The 15,279-nt window shown below is 58.8% G+C and carries 18 protein-coding genes and 1 tRNA gene; 10 read left to right on the forward strand and 9 right to left on the reverse strand.

The features are described from left to right. The first annotated feature begins 24 nt into the window (after window positions 1–24). From rplT to GYM54_RS01030, 6 genes are all read left to right on the forward strand, one after another. Window positions 25–381: a 50S ribosomal protein L20 gene (gene rplT, locus GYM54_RS01005; RefSeq protein WP_131648508.1), complete on the forward strand. Its 357-nt coding sequence runs from the start codon at window positions 25–27 to the stop codon at window positions 379–381. 167 nt (window positions 382–548) lie between these two features. Then, complete coding sequence (gene pheS / locus GYM54_RS01010; RefSeq protein WP_131648509.1) at window positions 549–1,565, forward strand: phenylalanine--tRNA ligase subunit alpha; 1,017 nt, start codon at window positions 549–551, stop codon at window positions 1,563–1,565. Window positions 1,566–1,601: 36 nt separating this feature from the next. Beyond that, window positions 1,602–3,980: a phenylalanine--tRNA ligase subunit beta gene (gene pheT, locus GYM54_RS01015; protein WP_197444627.1), complete on the forward strand. Its 2,379-nt coding sequence runs from the start codon at window positions 1,602–1,604 to the stop codon at window positions 3,978–3,980. Window positions 3,981–3,983: 3 nt separating this feature from the next. After that, a complete protein-coding gene (gene ihfA, locus GYM54_RS01020) occupies window positions 3,984–4,286 on the forward strand; it encodes an integration host factor subunit alpha (RefSeq protein ID WP_003282572.1) in 303 nt (100 codons plus the stop codon). Continuing rightward, entirely contained in the window at window positions 4,267–4,623 is a 357-nt protein-coding gene (locus tag GYM54_RS01025; protein ID WP_131648511.1) for a MerR family transcriptional regulator, read from the forward strand. Before ihfA ends, GYM54_RS01025 begins: the two co-directional genes overlap by 20 nt. Before the next feature lie 82 nt (window positions 4,624–4,705). After that, window positions 4,706–4,782: transfer RNA gene (locus GYM54_RS01030), tRNA-Pro, on the forward strand. Window positions 4,783–4,875: 93 nt separating this feature from the next. Here the strand turns inward: GYM54_RS01030 and GYM54_RS01035 are convergent. Then, window positions 4,876–6,075: a tyrosine-type recombinase/integrase gene (locus GYM54_RS01035; protein WP_197444628.1), complete on the reverse strand. Its 1,200-nt coding sequence runs from the start codon at window positions 6,073–6,075 to the stop codon at window positions 4,876–4,878. Between the two features lie 35 nt (window positions 6,076–6,110). Between GYM54_RS01035 and GYM54_RS01040 the strand changes: the two genes are divergently transcribed. The 4 genes from GYM54_RS01040 (at window position 6,111) to GYM54_RS01055 (ending at window position 9,713) form a co-directional block, all read left to right on the forward strand. Further along, entirely contained in the window at window positions 6,111–6,347 is a 237-nt protein-coding gene (locus GYM54_RS01040) for a hypothetical protein (protein ID WP_197444629.1), read from the forward strand. Window positions 6,348–6,637: 290 nt separating this feature from the next. Beyond that, window positions 6,638–7,846: a hypothetical protein gene (locus GYM54_RS21670; protein ID WP_231752130.1), complete on the forward strand. Its 1,209-nt coding sequence runs from the start codon at window positions 6,638–6,640 to the stop codon at window positions 7,844–7,846. A 126-nt stretch (window positions 7,847–7,972) separates the two neighbouring features. Continuing rightward, complete coding sequence (locus GYM54_RS01050) at window positions 7,973–8,794, forward strand: type IV toxin-antitoxin system AbiEi family antitoxin domain-containing protein (RefSeq protein ID WP_197444782.1); 822 nt, start codon at window positions 7,973–7,975, stop codon at window positions 8,792–8,794. Next, window positions 8,778–9,713 (forward strand): nucleotidyl transferase AbiEii/AbiGii toxin family protein, encoded by a 936-nt coding sequence (locus tag GYM54_RS01055; RefSeq protein WP_197444630.1) that lies wholly within the window; start codon window positions 8,778–8,780, stop codon window positions 9,711–9,713. The genes GYM54_RS01050 and GYM54_RS01055 overlap by 17 nt, the downstream gene beginning before the upstream one ends. Before the next feature lie 334 nt (window positions 9,714–10,047). Here GYM54_RS01055 and GYM54_RS01060 read toward each other — a convergent pair whose 3' ends face one another. The 8 genes from GYM54_RS01060 to GYM54_RS01095 form a co-directional block, all read right to left on the reverse strand. Next, window positions 10,048–10,335 carry a HigA family addiction module antitoxin gene (locus GYM54_RS01060; RefSeq protein ID WP_003108490.1) on the reverse strand — a complete coding sequence of 96 codons (288 nt, stop codon included), beginning with the start codon at window positions 10,333–10,335 and terminating at the stop codon, window positions 10,048–10,050. 17 nt (window positions 10,336–10,352) lie between these two features. Continuing rightward, the gene (locus tag GYM54_RS01065; protein ID WP_019339397.1) at window positions 10,353–10,631 is read right to left on the reverse strand and encodes a type II toxin-antitoxin system RelE/ParE family toxin; all 279 of its coding nucleotides are present in this window, start codon (window positions 10,629–10,631) and stop codon (window positions 10,353–10,355) included. Window positions 10,632–10,724: 93 nt separating this feature from the next. Continuing rightward, the gene (locus tag GYM54_RS01070; protein WP_197444631.1) at window positions 10,725–10,958 is read right to left on the reverse strand and encodes a DUF2274 domain-containing protein; all 234 of its coding nucleotides are present in this window, start codon (window positions 10,956–10,958) and stop codon (window positions 10,725–10,727) included. Continuing rightward, on the reverse strand, window positions 10,955–12,220 hold the full coding sequence (locus GYM54_RS01075) for a TrbI/VirB10 family protein (protein WP_197444632.1): 1,266 nt from the start codon (window positions 12,218–12,220) through the stop codon (window positions 10,955–10,957). Before GYM54_RS01075 ends, GYM54_RS01070 begins: the two co-directional genes overlap by 4 nt. A gap of 2 nt (window positions 12,221–12,222) precedes the next feature. Beyond that, window positions 12,223–13,209 carry a P-type conjugative transfer protein TrbG gene (gene trbG / locus GYM54_RS01080; protein ID WP_197444633.1) on the reverse strand — a complete coding sequence of 329 codons (987 nt, stop codon included), beginning with the start codon at window positions 13,207–13,209 and terminating at the stop codon, window positions 12,223–12,225. Continuing rightward, a complete protein-coding gene (gene trbF, locus GYM54_RS01085; protein WP_197444634.1) occupies window positions 13,206–13,913 on the reverse strand; it encodes a conjugal transfer protein TrbF in 708 nt (235 codons plus the stop codon). The genes trbG and trbF overlap by 4 nt, the downstream gene beginning before the upstream one ends. A 12-nt stretch (window positions 13,914–13,925) precedes the next feature. Next, window positions 13,926–15,086 carry a P-type conjugative transfer protein TrbL gene (gene trbL / locus GYM54_RS01090; protein ID WP_197444635.1) on the reverse strand — a complete coding sequence of 387 codons (1,161 nt, stop codon included), beginning with the start codon at window positions 15,084–15,086 and terminating at the stop codon, window positions 13,926–13,928. After that, window positions 15,083–15,268 (reverse strand): hypothetical protein, encoded by a 186-nt coding sequence (locus GYM54_RS01095; RefSeq protein ID WP_197444636.1) that lies wholly within the window; start codon window positions 15,266–15,268, stop codon window positions 15,083–15,085. The genes trbL and GYM54_RS01095 overlap by 4 nt, the downstream gene beginning before the upstream one ends. Window positions 15,269–15,279 lie beyond the last annotated feature (11 nt).

Here is a 15,279-nt window from a genome sequence, read left to right on the forward strand (position 1 = left end):
GGTCAAGACTCAGAGGAATAACTCATGGCTCGTGTTAAGCGTGGCGTCGTCGCTCGTCGCCGTCACAAGAAAATCCTGAAACTCGCTAAAGGCTATTACGGCGCTCGCTCGCGCGTGTTCCGTGTTGCCAAGCAGGCGGTGATCAAGGCTGGCCAGTATGCCTACCGTGACCGCCGTCAGCGGAAGCGTCAGTTCCGCGCTCTTTGGATCGCTCGTATCAACGCTGGTGCTCGTGTAAACGGTCTGTCTTACAGCCGTTTGATCGCTGGCTTGAAGAAAGCGGCCATCGAGATCGACCGCAAGGTTCTGGCCGAGCTGGCAGTGAACGAAAAAGCAGCGTTTGCTGCAATTGTCGAAAAAGCTAAAGCTTCTCTGGCCTAAGCCCATCGATAATCGGATCTTCGGATTCGTAGTGTCACCGATAGGGGAAGAGCCTTGTGCTCTTCCCCTATTTCGTATCTGAAGGGGCACTTGCAAAAGTGCACGTCGCGTAACGCCTGAGTGCTGATCGCTTGGTGCGGTTCTGCAAGAACCTCTGGAGGTTGTACATGGAAAACCTGGATGCACTGGTCTCGCAAGCGCTTGAGGCGGTGCAACATAGTCAAGACATCAATGCCCTGGAGCAGATCCGGGTCCAGTACCTGGGTAAGAAGGGTGAGCTGACGCTGCTCATGCAGACCTTGGGCAAGCTGTCCGCGGAAGAGCGCCCCAAGGCTGGGGCCTTGATTAACGCGGCCAAAGGCCAGGTTCAGGACGCATTACTCACAAAGAAAACCGACCTTGATCAAGCAGCATTGAGCGCCAAGCTCGCTGCGGAGCGGATCGATGTGACGTTGCCTGGCCGCGGCGAGGCCTCCGGCGGGCTGCATCCAGTGACGCGCACCCTGGAGCGGATCGAACAGTTCTTTAGCCATATAGGCTATAGCGTTGCGGAGGGCCCTGAAGTCGAGGATGACTATCACAACTTCGAGGCATTGAATATTCCGGGCCACCATCCGGCGCGCGCGATGCATGACACATTTTACTTCAATGCGAACATGCTGCTACGTACCCATACCTCACCGGTTCAGGTGCGTACGATGGAATCGCAGCAGCCCCCGATCCGCATCGTCTGTCCGGGGCGTGTCTATCGATGCGATTCGGATATCACCCATTCCCCGATGTTCCATCAGGTCGAAGGTTTGCTCATTGACGAGGGCATCAGCTTTGCAGACCTGAAGGGCACCATTGAGCAGTTCCTACGCGTGTTTTTCGAAAAGCCGCTGGGTGTTCGTTTTCGTCCGTCATTCTTTCCCTTCACCGAGCCGTCGGCTGAAGTGGACATGCAATGTGTGATGTGCAGCGGTAAAGGTTGTCGCGTGTGCAAGCAAACCGGCTGGCTTGAGGTGATGGGCTGCGGCATGGTGCATCCGAACGTGCTGCGCATGTCCGGTATCGACCCGGAAAAGTATCAGGGCTTCGCTTTCGGCATGGGTGCCGAGCGGCTGGCGATGCTGCGTTATGGCGTCAACGACTTACGCCTGTTCTTCGATAACGACTTGAGATTCCTGGCGCAGTTTCGCTAGGTCCAGAGTCAATCCAAGAATTTTCAGGAGAGCAGGATGAAATTCAGCGAGCAGTGGTTGCGTACTTGGGTCAATCCGCAGGTTTCCCGTGAAGAACTTGTGGCACGCCTGTCGATGGTCGGCCTAGAGGTCGATGCGGTTATTCCGGTTGCCGGCGAATTTAGCGGTGTGGTGGTGGGGGAGGTGCTTAGTACCGAACAGCACCCCGACGCCGACAAGCTGCGCGTATGTCAGGTCAGCAATGGCAGCGAAACCTTCCAGGTGGTCTGCGGTGCCCCAAATGTGCGCCCCGGACTGAAAATCCCCTTCGCCATGATCGGCGCTAAGTTGCCGGGCGACTTTAAGATCAAGAAGGCCAAGCTCCGTGGCGTCGAATCCAATGGCATGCTGTGTTCGGAAACCGAACTGCAGATCGGTGTCGATGACAGCGGGCTGATGGAGCTGGCTGCGGATGCGTCGGTGGGTAGTGATCTGCGTGAATACCTCGGCCTCGATGATGCGAGCATCGAAATCGGTCTAACGCCGAATCGAGGGGATTGCCTATCCATCGCCGGGCTTGCACGTGAAGTGGGTGCGATTTACGCGGCGTCGGTTTCGCCAGTCGATATTGCTCCAGTGGATGCAGCTCATGACGAGGTGCGCCCGGTCGAGGTGCTGGCTCCGAAAGCCTGCCCTCGCTATCTTGGTCGTGTCATTCGCAATGTCGATCTGGCGCGGCCGACTCCGCTGTGGATGGTCGAGCGGCTGCGCCGTTCCGATATCCGCAGCATCGATGCTGTCGTGGACGTAACGAACTACGTGATGCTCGAACTGGGCCAGCCGTTGCACGCATTCGATCTTGCCGAAATCAATGGTGGCATCAGGGTTCGGATGGCTGAAGAGCAGGAAAAGATCGTCTTGCTCGACGGACAGGAAGTAACACTGCGTGCCGATACGCTGGTCATCGCCGATCACCAGCGTGCCCTCGCGATTGCAGGTGTAATGGGTGGTGAGCACAGCGGTGTAAGCGCCTCGACGCAGGACCTGTTCCTTGAAAGTGCCTTCTTCGACACTATCGCACTTGCGGGCAAAGCACGCTCTTACGGTTTGCATACAGATGCATCGCATCGTTACGAACGCGGTGTCGATTCACAGCTTGCGCAGGCAGCTATGGAGCGCGCCACGACATTGCTGCTCCAAATAGTTGGAGGCAGCGCCGGCCCAGTGACCGAAGTCGCAAGCGAAGCCGATCTGCCAAAAGTCGCTCCGATCCAGCTGCGGGCGCAGCGTATCGAGCAAATGCTCGGTCTGGAGATGGCGGGAGAGCAGGTCGTCTCGCTGCTGTCCGCTCTCGGCCTGGGCGTCGTGGAACAGTCACCGGGCTGCTGGGAAGTCAGCGTGCCCAGTCATCGTTTCGATATCAGCCTTGAAGTAGATCTCATCGAAGAGCTGGGGCGCCTCTATGGTTACGATCGTCTTCCGGTGCGTTATCCGCAGGCGCGACTGGCCCCAGAGGCCCGTCCCGAAGCCCGTGCGGAATTGCCAGCGTTGCGCCGTCTATTGGTTGCGCGTGGCTACCAGGAAGCGATTACCTACAGCTTCATAGACCCGAAGTTGTTCGAGCTTTTCAGTCCTGGCGTCGAACCGCTGCGGCTAGCCAATCCGATCTCTTCGGACATGGCTGCCATGCGCGAGACGCTTTGGCCGGGTTTGATCAAGGCTTTGCAGTACAACCTCAATCGTCAGCAAACTCGGGTGCGTTTGTTCGAAAGCGGACTGCGTTTCGTCGGCCAACTCGGCCAGCTGAAACAGGAGCCGATGCTGGCAGGTGTAATTACCGGAAGCCGTCTGCCGGTGGGCTGGAGCAACGAACGGGCTGCGGCCGATTTCTATGACATGAAAGCCGATGTCGAAGCTCTGCTCGGACATGTCGGGGATGCCTCTGCGTATGATTTCGTTCCGGCTGAGCATCCTGCTTTGCATCCGGGGCAGACTGCTCGGATTGAACGAGGCGGACGCCCGGTTGGCTACATCGGCGGCCTTCATCCAGAGCTGGCCGCCACTCTGGGTATCGATCAGCCCGTCTACCTTTTCGAATTGTTGGTTGCTGAGGTCAGCGAAGGACTTTTGCCGAGTTTCAACGAGCTCTCCCGTTTCCCCGAGGTGCGACGTGATCTTGCGGTTCTGGTGGCGCAAGACGTATCGGCTGACGACCTGTTGCGGTGCATCCGTAATGCGGCGGGCGAGAACCTGACAGACCTCAAGCTATTTGATGTGTATCAGGGTAAAGGTATTGATCCCCTTAGCAAAAGTGTGGCAGTCGGCTTGACCTGGCAACACCCTTCGCGCACTCTAAACGACGACGAGGTGAGTGGTGCGCTGCAGCAAATCCTCTCCTCCCTGGAAGAAAGGTTCAATGCCACGTTAAGGAAATAGCGTATGGGGGCTCTGACGAAAGCTGAAATGGCGGAACGTCTATATGAAGAGCTAGGCTTGAATAAGCGCGAGGCCAAGGAGTTGGTCGAGCTGTTTTTCGAGGAAATCCGTCAGGCGCTCGAGCATAACGAACAGGTAAAGTTGTCCGGTTTCGGCAACTTTGACTTGCGTGATAAGCGACAGCGCCCTGGGCGTAATCCGAAAACCGGCGAGGAAATCCCAATCACGGCGCGTCGTGTCGTGACATTCCGGCCAGGCCAAAAATTAAAAGCCAGAGTCGAAGCGTATGCTGGAACCAAGTCATAACGACGAATTGCCGACGATACCTGGAAAGCGCTACTTCACTATCGGTGAGGTAAGTGAGCTGTGTGCGGTCAAACCACACGTGCTGCGCTATTGGGAGCAGGAGTTCCCCCAGCTGAACCCGGTGAAGCGGCGAGGCAACCGCCGCTATTACCAGCGTCAGGACGTCCTGTTGATCCGGCAAATCCGGTCGCTGCTTTACGAGCAGGGATTCACTATCGGCGGGGCTCGTCAGCGAATGTCTGGTGATGAGGCCCGAGACGACACCACTCAGTACAAACAACTGATCCGGCAAGTGATTACCGAACTTGAGGATGTGCTTCAGCTCCTTAAGAATTAAGTGCTCCTGCACAAAAAACTTTCACATATTCAGATGCTTAATGTATAGTTCGATCCGCTTTCAGCAGTGCTGATGGCACAGTCGGGGCGTAGCGCAGCCTGGTAGCGCACTTGCATGGGGTGCAAGGGGTCGAGTGTTCGAATCACTCCGTCCCGACCAAAAAACCCTAGAAAATCCAGTTACTTAGCGGTGACTGGATTTTTTTATGGGCGCTTCACACTTAAAAGCGCAGGGACTTTTGCGGGACTTTTTTCATCCTGCCATTCTCCTCAAAATTGTCAGGGCCGGCCCGCGCGAGTCGGTAGCCGAAATCCTGTTGGCTTCATCGATCAGTTTGCCCAGCTCAGCGGCTGAATAGTGACTGGTGATGCTGCCGTTCTTGTGGCCCAGCAGAGCCTTCCTGTCTTCCTCCGTCACACCAGCTGCTCGAAGTCTTCGACCGAAGGTGTGCTTCAGATCGTGAACGCGGATCGAAGCAAATCCAGGTGGAGCAGGGCGCATGAATCGCTCCTGGAATTTCTTCGCAGCTCTGACCCTGGCTTTCTTCCATGCCGAATCGTTCATCCGGTGAACTGGAGTGGCCTTGCCGTTTCGAACGGGTTGTCCGTAAGGAAATACCCAGACCGGATCAAGCCCGCGCTGTCCCTCGATGACCGACTTGGCTACGTTGTTGAGCACCACGAGGCGCTCGTCGCCGTTCTTGACCCCGGAACTCTCGTGTCGGCCACCAAAATCCGCCGGTATGAGAAATACGCTGGTGTTGAGCTCAGGAATCGGTATCTCCCAATCCCAGCGAAGCTTCACAACCTCCTGTTCGCGTGAGCCGCTGTTGACCTTGTACAGGGCCATGCGGCGCAAATGATCGGGCAGTTCGGCGAAGAGAATCGACTGCTCTTCCCAGGACATAGGGTAGGGGAGTCGCCTCGTCTTCTTCTCTTCCAGCTTGGTGATCATCGGCACAACGTCGAGCCAGGGACGCTTCTGCTCATCACGCCATTTTCGGGCGCACAGGTTCAGGATGCGTATGACGCGCTCCAGAGCGATGTTCACCGTGCGGTGTGAAACGCCAGGCTTCAACTTGCCATCGCGGGTTCTGGTGCTCTTGAGTCGATCCCTTATGTAGGGAGCCAGGGTCTCGTCGTCGACATGAGTCAGAGGCTGGTCGCCAATATACGGGTCCAACTGCTCCAGATAGATGGCTGTGAGGCCTATCGACGGCTGGTCCCTGTACTCGGTCAGGTAACGCGTAGCGGCTTCCCGCCAGGTTCTGATCGTACGGACGCCGTAGATCTTCTGTTCCCGGAGCTTTTCCAGCTTGTGTATCAGGTATTGCTCTGCCTCCTTCCTATCGCTTGATCCAGTGCTTTCCTGAATTCGCTGACCTCTGAAGACCTTGTCGATGTGCCAGGTCCCGTTCCTTTGGTAGAGGCCGCTAATGGTTTTTCGCGCCATGGTTTTTCTCCTTGGCGCTCGCTGCGGGAGTGATCATGTCCCTTGGCACCTTCCTTTTCAATGATGGCCCGGTCGATGTAGGCATCTGCCCAGGCATCCAGCTCTTCGCGATCAAAGCCGATGCCTTGCACGCCAATGCGGAATTCCCGCACGTAAGGCCGGACGGTTTTGTTGAATTCTGTGCGGCACATGCCGAGGTAGGCTGGGGCCGCACTGGCTCGGAGGATTCGGGGTGGGCAGGTGATCAAGCGTGCGGCTATCTGTTCAGATGATGCGGGCATGAATATCGCCTCCTTATCGACCCTGATCCGTTCTGCAGATGCTGTCCGTTGCTCGCCGGGCGAACAACGTGGTGGAGGGGGCTGGGGAGGGTTTGGTACAACAACCGTTTTGGTTCGGTTTGACCTGATGGATCGTGGCGTATGGCCAGCCGTTGGCTGGTCGGCGATTCAGGCTTGAGGATTGATACGTGTCTTCCGAAGAGGTAGCCCAGCAACCTTGTTCCAGCCCTGGTGGCCCAGTCAGTCGTGAGGAGATGTACGCAGAGGTGTGGCGGCGTCCCATGACCAAGATCGCAGATCACCACCGTGTTTCTTCCAGCTTCTTGGCGCGCGTGTGTGCCCGCATGAATGTCCCGCGGCCGCCGCGTGGACACTGGGTAAAGCTGGAGAATGGAATACCAAGTCCTCAGCCACCGCTGCCTGAGGCTGGGCCTGGTGATCTTCAGGTCTGGCGCAGGGGAGATGCTCTTGGTGCTGTTTCTCAACCGGCTCCGAAGGCACCGGTGCCGCGTAAAATCAGGCCTGAACAGCTCCGCATATCACGATCAAGGCAGCACCCTGTTGTTGTGGGGGCGTATGAAGTCTTTGAGCAGGGGCGCGTCATCGACCAGGGCTTCCTCAAGCCTGGGAAGCAGCGTCTGGTAGATGTTGTGGTGACCAAATCGCAACTTGAGCCTGCCCTCAAGCTTGCTAATCAGCTGTTTCTCAAGCTGGAGGCTGCCTGCCATCGCGTGATGTTTGCTCCGAGTGACCGCACCTATGCCCGTGCCTCGTTTGATGAGCATGAGCACCCACCCAAGAAACCAAAGCACCGGTATCCGGCGTTGTGGTCACCCTCCAAGCCCACAGTGGTTTTCGTCGGGACGGTTGCCATCGGGCTGACGCTGTTTGAGATGACTGAGGAATTGGAGGCTCGGAATATCGATGGTGAGTACATCCCTACCTCTAAGATCTCGGCGCAGCAACTGCGCCGCTTGAGCTCTGCTTGGAACTGGACGACCCGAATGGACTTTGCGACCGGCCGTCTATGCATAAGGGCTTTCTCTCCCTACCCAGGTGCGGATTGGTCTCAAAGTTGGAAGGAGGTCAAGCAAAGCTCGCTGCGTGGCCAGTTGAATGACATCGTCCAGCAGCTCACAGACGCCGCGCCTGTAATTGCCCGATTGGTAGAAGAGGCCGAGGAGCAGGCCAGGATTCGGCAGCAGGAGTGGAGGGAGCAGTTACGCCGGCTCGAGGAGAGAGAACGGATTCGACGTCAAAACGAGGCAAGGGAGCAGGCGAGAGCTGATTTGCTGATCGCCATCAAACAGTGGGATGACATCAAGCGGATTCAGGCCTTTTTCAGTGATGCTGAGAGCTCCGTATCGAATCTGCCCGAAGCCGAGCGGTGTGTTGCTATGGACAAGCTCGCCCAAGCGCGTGAGCTTGTTGGCGAGCTGGATCCGCTACAGGCGTTGCTGGAATGGAAGGGGCCTCGGGAGCGCCTGTAGCAATGTTCAAGAGCTCCTCAGTGCTGGTTTATAAAAACTAAATTTTGCTCACTAATGGTGAGTTTTTTTTGGTTTCTATAAACCTTCTTCTTGCAGGTGGTTTAGAAAATCTCTATTTTGCTCACTATGAGTGTGCAAAAACCTGAAAAACTAAACTCCTTGCTTGCAGGGCTCGGCGACAGCGATCTGGTGTCCAGTAGCTGGTTGAAGGCTCATGGCTACAGCAGCAACCTCGTAGCGCGATATATTGCGAGCGGCTGGCTGGAATCGCCTGCGCGTGGAATCTATCAACGACGAGGCGGACGTCTCACCTGGGCTGCTGTAGTGCGTGCGTTGCAGGAAGGAGAACGATTGCCGCTGCATGTTGGCGGGCGTTTTGCCTTGGCTTGGCATGGGCACGAGCACTACCTGCGGTTGGGCGAGCGTGAGACGGTTACTCTGTATGGTCCTGGAAGCCTCCCTGCCTGGGTGGATAAGCTTCCATTGAAAGCTGAGTTAGTGTTGTGCGGCAAAAGCCCATTCAATCTTTCAGCACTGTCATTCAAGGCCGACATGGATGACGAAGCCCTAAGGAATCTTGGGCTCGAGTGGGTGGATGCTGATGGCGACCGCGGCCGCATCGTCGTCGCGACACCTGAGCGCGCAATCCTCGAACTGTGTGATGGCGTGTCAGACGCATCGCTCGTTTATGAAGTGGATGCGCTGATGCAGGGTGCGGACACTCTTCGTCCCCAAAGGATAAGCATGCTGCTGCGACATTGCACCAGCATAAAAGCCAAGCGCTTGTTCCTAGCCCTCGCAGAACGCCACCAGCACGCCTGGATGGATCATGTCTCGTTGGACGGCGTCTATCTAGGGAAGGGAAAGCGTTGCCTGGTTCCCGGTGGTCGCTTGAACCCAACCTACCAAATAACCTTGCCGGCGGATCTTGATGAGCACCTGGGATAAGCGCTACACCGACCGAGTCCAGTTATTGGTGGAAATTCTGCCGACCTTGGCGAAAGAAACACGATTTGCCCTCAAAGGGGGGACGGCGATCAACCTGTTCGAGCATGACTTGCCCAGGTTGTCTGTGGATATCGATCTGACCTGGTTGCCGATGCAGGACTATGCGCAGGATGCTGGTCAGATCTCCGATGCATTAGAAAGTCTGGGAAGGGCACTTGGCTCTGCGCCATTAAGGCTACAAGTACAAACATCAGCGCCAGAGAGAGGTGGTTTCGTAAACCGGCTGATAGTGAGTCGTGGACGAGCCCGAGTCCAAATAGAAACGACTCCGGTGATGCGCGGTTCCGTGCATCCGGTACGGACAATGGTTGTCCAGTCGCAGGTCCAGGAGGCCTTTGGCTTTGCCTCGATCCAGGTGCTCGACTTTGCGGATCTATATGCGGGGAAAATGGCAGCAGCATTGTCGAGGCAGCATCCGCGCGACCTGTTTGATATAGGTTTGCTTCTGGCCGATCCGCGCACAGATGAGCGACTTTGGCGAACCTTCCTAATCTACATGACCTGTAGCCCGAAACCTGCCTGGGAGATGCTGGTTCCCAATAAGCCCAAGGATTTCGAGGCGATATACCAGACCCACTTCCGTGGTATGACTGCAGCACCTGTCAGCTCAGAGATACTGCTGGAACACCGCGCCAGGCTTCTTCTGCAAATTTCGGAGTGGCTGACTCCGCGGTCGAGAGCATTTCTGGAGTCCGTTGAGATGGAAAATCCAGATTTTGACTTGATCGAGTTGCCACAGGCAGCAGAGCTCCCTGCGATAAAAAGGAAACTGCAGAATCTTGCTTCACGATCAGCTACGAAGCGGGCCTCCGACCATTCTCAGCTGCAATCGGCCTTCGAGATGTTTGATCGTCGATAGTATTCGCGGTCTGCCCAGCCGTTGTCATTTCGGCATGTGCTGGGTGGGCGTCGCTGGAAAGGCTAATCCCTCAAAGCCGGATGTGGATAGCGGCGCTCGTTAGCGCGACGAAAACTTCAGGCTATTGCCTTGGCTTCTCGAATGAGTTTCGCTTTTCCGAGTACCTTGCGCTGACTTTCGATGGCGCGCTCAGCTGCTGCGCCGTAAGCAGCGCGCTTGGCTGTATCAGAGCTGCTCCTGAAGAAGGTCGATAGTGGGCTTGAATTGCTCCCAAGAATCCTTCTTCTCATCGATGTCGCCTCCCTCGTTATCAGTCGTCATCTTCCATACGGAATTAAGCAATCGCAGCAAAGCGCTCGATGTGCGGCTGTTCGCGATGCCTGGCTTGCCAAAGGTCGTAGTCGGCTTGCACGCCGAGCCAGGTGCGAGCTTTGCCGATGCCGGCCAACTCTAGGCGAACAGCCAAATCCGGACTGACCGGCGCATGGCCGTGCAAGATTCGAGACAGGGATTCCCGCGCAAAGCCAAGGCGGCGGGCAAGTTCGGCAATGCTGATGCCCAGTTCGGGGAGCACGTCCTCAAGCAGGGTTTCACCAGGATGCGGTGGGTTGAACATGGTCATGGATAACCCCCTCCTGTTCAGTGGTAGTCAAGGTAGTCGACGAGCTCGATGTCGCTACCCACGAATCGAAAGATCACTCGCCAGTTTCCATTGACGGTGAGTGACCAGAACTCTTCCAGTTCCCCTTTGAGGGGATGTAGCCGCCAACCGGGGATGTCGAGGTCGGCGGGTTCATTGGCTCTATCCATAAAACTCAGCATCCGGCCCAGGCGCTTTGCGTGATCGGCCCGGATGCCTTTGGTTGAGCCAGATTCAAAGAAAATGCGTAGACCTTTGTGCCGGAAGCTCACGATCATGGTGATAAGTGTGATGTATTGGGTCACGGTTTTCAAGCGTGTGTGGGTTTTCTGCCGTTGTCACCACGGCAGCTGGGAGGGGATGCAGGCTTATCAATTGCCGGTGAAAGATTGTGTATTTGTTCTCCTGAAAACCCGATCCCTCGCCATGAATACTTCCAGCATGTGCGGGATGAGCGTCAGGGCGTCGACCTCTTCGCCATAGGTATGCGAATGCAATGCCGCGTAGCGCTCGAGGTTGGCCTTCAGGCTGGCGGGGCAGGTGAAGGTCAGCTTTATGTTTTCGGTTTTCGGCAGTGGGCCGAGACGCAGTTTGGTCGTGCTCATTGCAGACTCCTCTGGTGGGTGGAGAAGGACTGGTAGGGGCGCAGCACCAGGTCGCGATTGACGATCACGCGCAGGGGCAGGCCAGGGCGCTGGGTCAGCGTGGGTTGGATATCGAGGTTGCGGCGGGTGACCTCCTGGCCGACCTGGTTCACCGTGTCCTGCAGGCTGTCGCGCCCGGCGAGGATGATGCGGTCGCCATCAGTGCGACTGGTCGGTGCCGCCAACTCGGCACCGATACCCAGCAGGCTGGTCATGGCCGCGCCGGCGACGATCCGGTCCCAGTGCCAGTCGACGCCATCTTCGAGGCCGGCATAGCCGGCGGCGTCCGTACCAACCAGGTTGTCGAGCTGGAAGGACGAGGTGTCCGGCAAGATCACCCGCTGCCACACCACCTGCACGCGGCTCTGCCCATAGCTCACCTGACTGTTATAGCGGCCCAGCAGGCGTGCACCCTGAGGGATCAGTATGTGCTCACCGGTCGCGCTGTCGTAGACCGGCTCGGTCACCGTGGCGATCACGTCACCGGGTAGATCCGACTTGATCCCGGTGACCAGCGCCGCCGCGATGACGGTGCCGGCCATCACCTGGTAGGGCGATTCAGGCATCTGCAGCAATCCGGAATTACGGATTTGTGCGTTTACGGATTTACTGAGAACCGCCTCGTTCCGTTCCTGCTGGCTTGGCGTCCCTGCAACTGCTGCTACCGCCCCTGACGAGGCCATACCCAGGGTCATGGGATCTGGCTGGGCACTCCCAGTGGATGCAACGTTCGATTTCCTCGCACTGCTGGTCTGGAAGAACACCGAGGACTGCGTTGCCTCCTCGGCTTCTTTGAGCAGGGCAAGGCGCTCTGCTTCGGCTGCATCTGGCCCATGTCCATAACCTTGCGTCTGCTGCTCCGCCCTGAGGATTGGCCCGCCCAAATCGCCGGGTAACGGTGGGCCCAGTTGCGGTATCTCGGGTGCAGGTGGAGGCGGCAACTGCGAGTAGTCTGCCGGTAACTGGTCCAGCCCCTCGGAGCGCGCAACGTGGTCGACGTTGTATAGCTCGTTCGGCTCTGCGTCCTGACGGCGTTGCTGTGGTTGCAGGGACCACAGCATGGCACCCAGTACCGCAGCCGACAGGCCGCCGACCACTATCGCCAGCATGCGTGGGTTGAGGCGGGTGACTGGGCGAGGCTTGGCACGCAGCTCCAGCGACTCCGGCGCTTCCTTGGGTGGTAGCGAGCTTGCAGCGGTTTGGTCGTTGTCCTTGCCCGTCATGCTCAGGGCCTCCGTGCCACACCATCGGTGCGCTCGATCCGCACCACGTCACCCTTGTCGGCGCCCAGGCGCAACTCGGCCGCACCGAACAGACGGTCGACGATGTAGTAGGGCGAGCGGAAGCGGTAGTTGACCAGTTGTCCGTCGCCTTCGGGGCCGATCACGAACAACGGCGGCAGCTCGCCCTGGGCGATGCCAGCGGGAAACTGGATATACACCTTGCGGCCGTCGTCGAAGGCGCGCAGCGGCTTCCAGGGTGGATTGCTGCCGCTGATCGCATAGCGAAAACGCAGCTGTTCCAGCGCCAGGCCGGCGTCCACCGGCGCCGCGGCCTGGGCGGCACTAGCGTGGCGGCGCAGGGCGAGCATGCGATCCTTCGGATAGTCCCAGGACACCGACGCCATCCAGGCGTGTTCGGTGGAACTCAGCTCGACCAGGTAGGTGCGGCGCGTGGTGGTGATCACCAGGTTGGTCTTCAGATCGACCCGTGTCGGTTTGATCAGCACGCTGGTACGTAGCTCATCGCCGCTGCCGCTGGTGGTATCGCCGACGATCCAGCGCACGGTGTCTCCGGCGGCCACGGTGACCAGCTCCTCGCCAGGCTGCAGGTTGATCGCTGTGACCCGGCCAGGACTGGCATACACCTGATACAGCGCGCCATCGGAGTAGGGCCACACCTGAATGGCGTTGATATAGCCCTCGCGGCTCGGCGCTACGCGAGCATCGCGATTGGCGCGCGAGACCCGCACGCGCTCATCGGCAGGCTCCTTGGCTGGCCTGCTGGGGTGAGTTTCCGGCAGTGGCTTGAGCTGAGCCGGCAGAGCCAGGGGCTTGGGCACTTCTACCACCTCGATTGGCTTAGGTGGCTCCGCTAGGCGATGCGCCTCGACCGGTTCGTCCAAGGCGATCACCGGTAGTTCCTGGCTGGCGCAGCCGGCCAGCATGCTCAGCAGCAGCGGGCAGACTGAAAGGTTCAGGGAGGTTTTCATGGTTTCTTGGCTCCTTCCGTAGTGTCCAACTCACGGCTCCAGGACAGGCCGTTGACGTAGATGCCGAGCGGGTTGCGGCGCAGTTTTTCCTCAGTGCGCGGAGGCTGCAGTACCAGAGAGATCACCGCTGTCCAGCGCTCCAGGCCGGCGGCCGAACCATTCACGAAACGGCGTTCGATCCAGCGCACCTGGAACGAGCTGTCGCTGGCACGCACCACGCTGGTGACCTCGACTGATACCGACTCCTTGCCGACTCGGGTGAAGGGATCGTTGACGCGGGCATAATCGTTGAGGGTGGCCGCGCCGCGGTCGGTGGTGGAGTGATAGGCCTCCAGCCAGTTCTGCCGGACCACCACCGGATCGATCGACAGCGAGCGCACCTGCTCGATAAAGCGCGCCAGGTGGTGCGCGATCTGCGCATCCTGGGGCTGGTAGGGGCTGGCGGCTTCGCCGACGGCGCGCACCTGGCCGAGGTTGTCGACCTCCACCACATAGGGCGTCACCGTCGACTGCGCCGAACGCCAGACCAGACCGCCGGCCATCAGCAGCGCCAGGCCCAGGCAACCGAAGGCCATCAGCCGCCAGTTGCGTGCCTGCGCCAGGCTGCTACCCATGCGCAGGTCCCAGGCCTGTGCCGCTGCCTGGTAGGGGGTGACCGGTTGAGGGGTGTCGCTGTAGCGCACCCGTGGACGTCTGAATCGCATCCTCGTCCTCCTTTACGAATTCGATGGGTCGCGGATCTGCGGCCCGGGTGATGAACCACCGCCATCACCACCACGAAGGGTGTGAGCGACTGTGCTGGTGGCCTGTGAGAGTTGTTGCCTGCGCTGCAGGCGCCTGGCCCAGTCGGGCTGTTTGGCTGGAGCAGTAGCAGGATCGGACGCTGCGGGGGCGCCACCTGCTGCAGCGCCGGAAGAGGCTCCTGCCAGAGAGCCAGCGCCGCCCATCGCCACGCGCGCCGCACCGGGTGCCATGCGTGCACCGGCCAATACCGCACCGCCGACACCTGTTGCCAGCGCAGCAGCACCTGCTGCCATGCCCGCCGCGCCGAGCGCGGTACCGGCAGCTGCACCAGCACCCAGTTGCGGTGCGCCGGAGACCAACCCGCTGGCAATGCCCGGCCCGAAGATGCCCAGGCCGAGCAGGGCCAGCGAGGCGAGCATGACCACCAGCGCATGGTCGATGGAGGGCTCGTCCGGTACGACCTGAAACTCGGCGAACAGCCCGCTGCCAATGCCGACGATCACCGCCAACACCAGTACCTTGATGCCGGACGCCACCACGTTGCCCAGCACCTTCTCTGCGAGAAAGGCGGTCTTGTTCCACAGCGCAAAGGGCACCAGCACGAAGCCGGCAAGGGTGGTCAGCTTGAACTCGATCAAGGTCACGAACAGCTGAATGGCCAGAAAGAAGAAGCTGACGATCACCACCAGCCAGGCGAGAAACAGCACAAAAATGCTATGCAGATTGCTGAAGACTTCGGGAAAACCGCTGAGGCTGCTGATCTGCTCAAGCAGCGGCCCTCCGGTCTCAACCCCAATTGCAGCCAATCGTCCCGGCTGCAGAAACTCCGCATGACTCAACGCAGAACCTGAGGCCAGCAGACCCAACCCGGCGAATGAGTTGAAGACGATCTTCGCGAGCATGTTGAAGTTGCCGATGATGAAGGCGAAGGCGCCTACATAGAGGGTCTTGCGGATCAGCTTGGCGCTGACGTCTTCACCGCCCATGGCCCAGAACAGCCCGGCCAGGGTCATGTCGATCACCACCAGCGTCATGGTGAGAAAGGCCACCTCGCCGCCGAGCAGCCCGAAGCCGGTGTCGATATACAGCCCGAACACCTCGAGGAAACGGTCGATCACGCTGACGTCGTTCATGGCACGTCCTCGTCGAAACTTGCTGGTATGGCGGTTAGGTCGGTAGGACGGAGAAACTCGCCTGGATGGGCGCCGCCCGAGTAGAAGCGTTCAGGCGCATCCTCTTGCCGAGCCATGACGCCGTTGTCAGCCTGTCCACAGGCGGCTAGCACCAGCAGCGGCAGCAGTGTCAGGAGTCTCATCAATCCGCCTC

It is taken from the genome of Pseudomonas sp. MTM4 (assembly GCF_019355055.1).
Classification (GTDB): Bacteria; Pseudomonadota; Gammaproteobacteria; order Pseudomonadales; family Pseudomonadaceae; genus Stutzerimonas.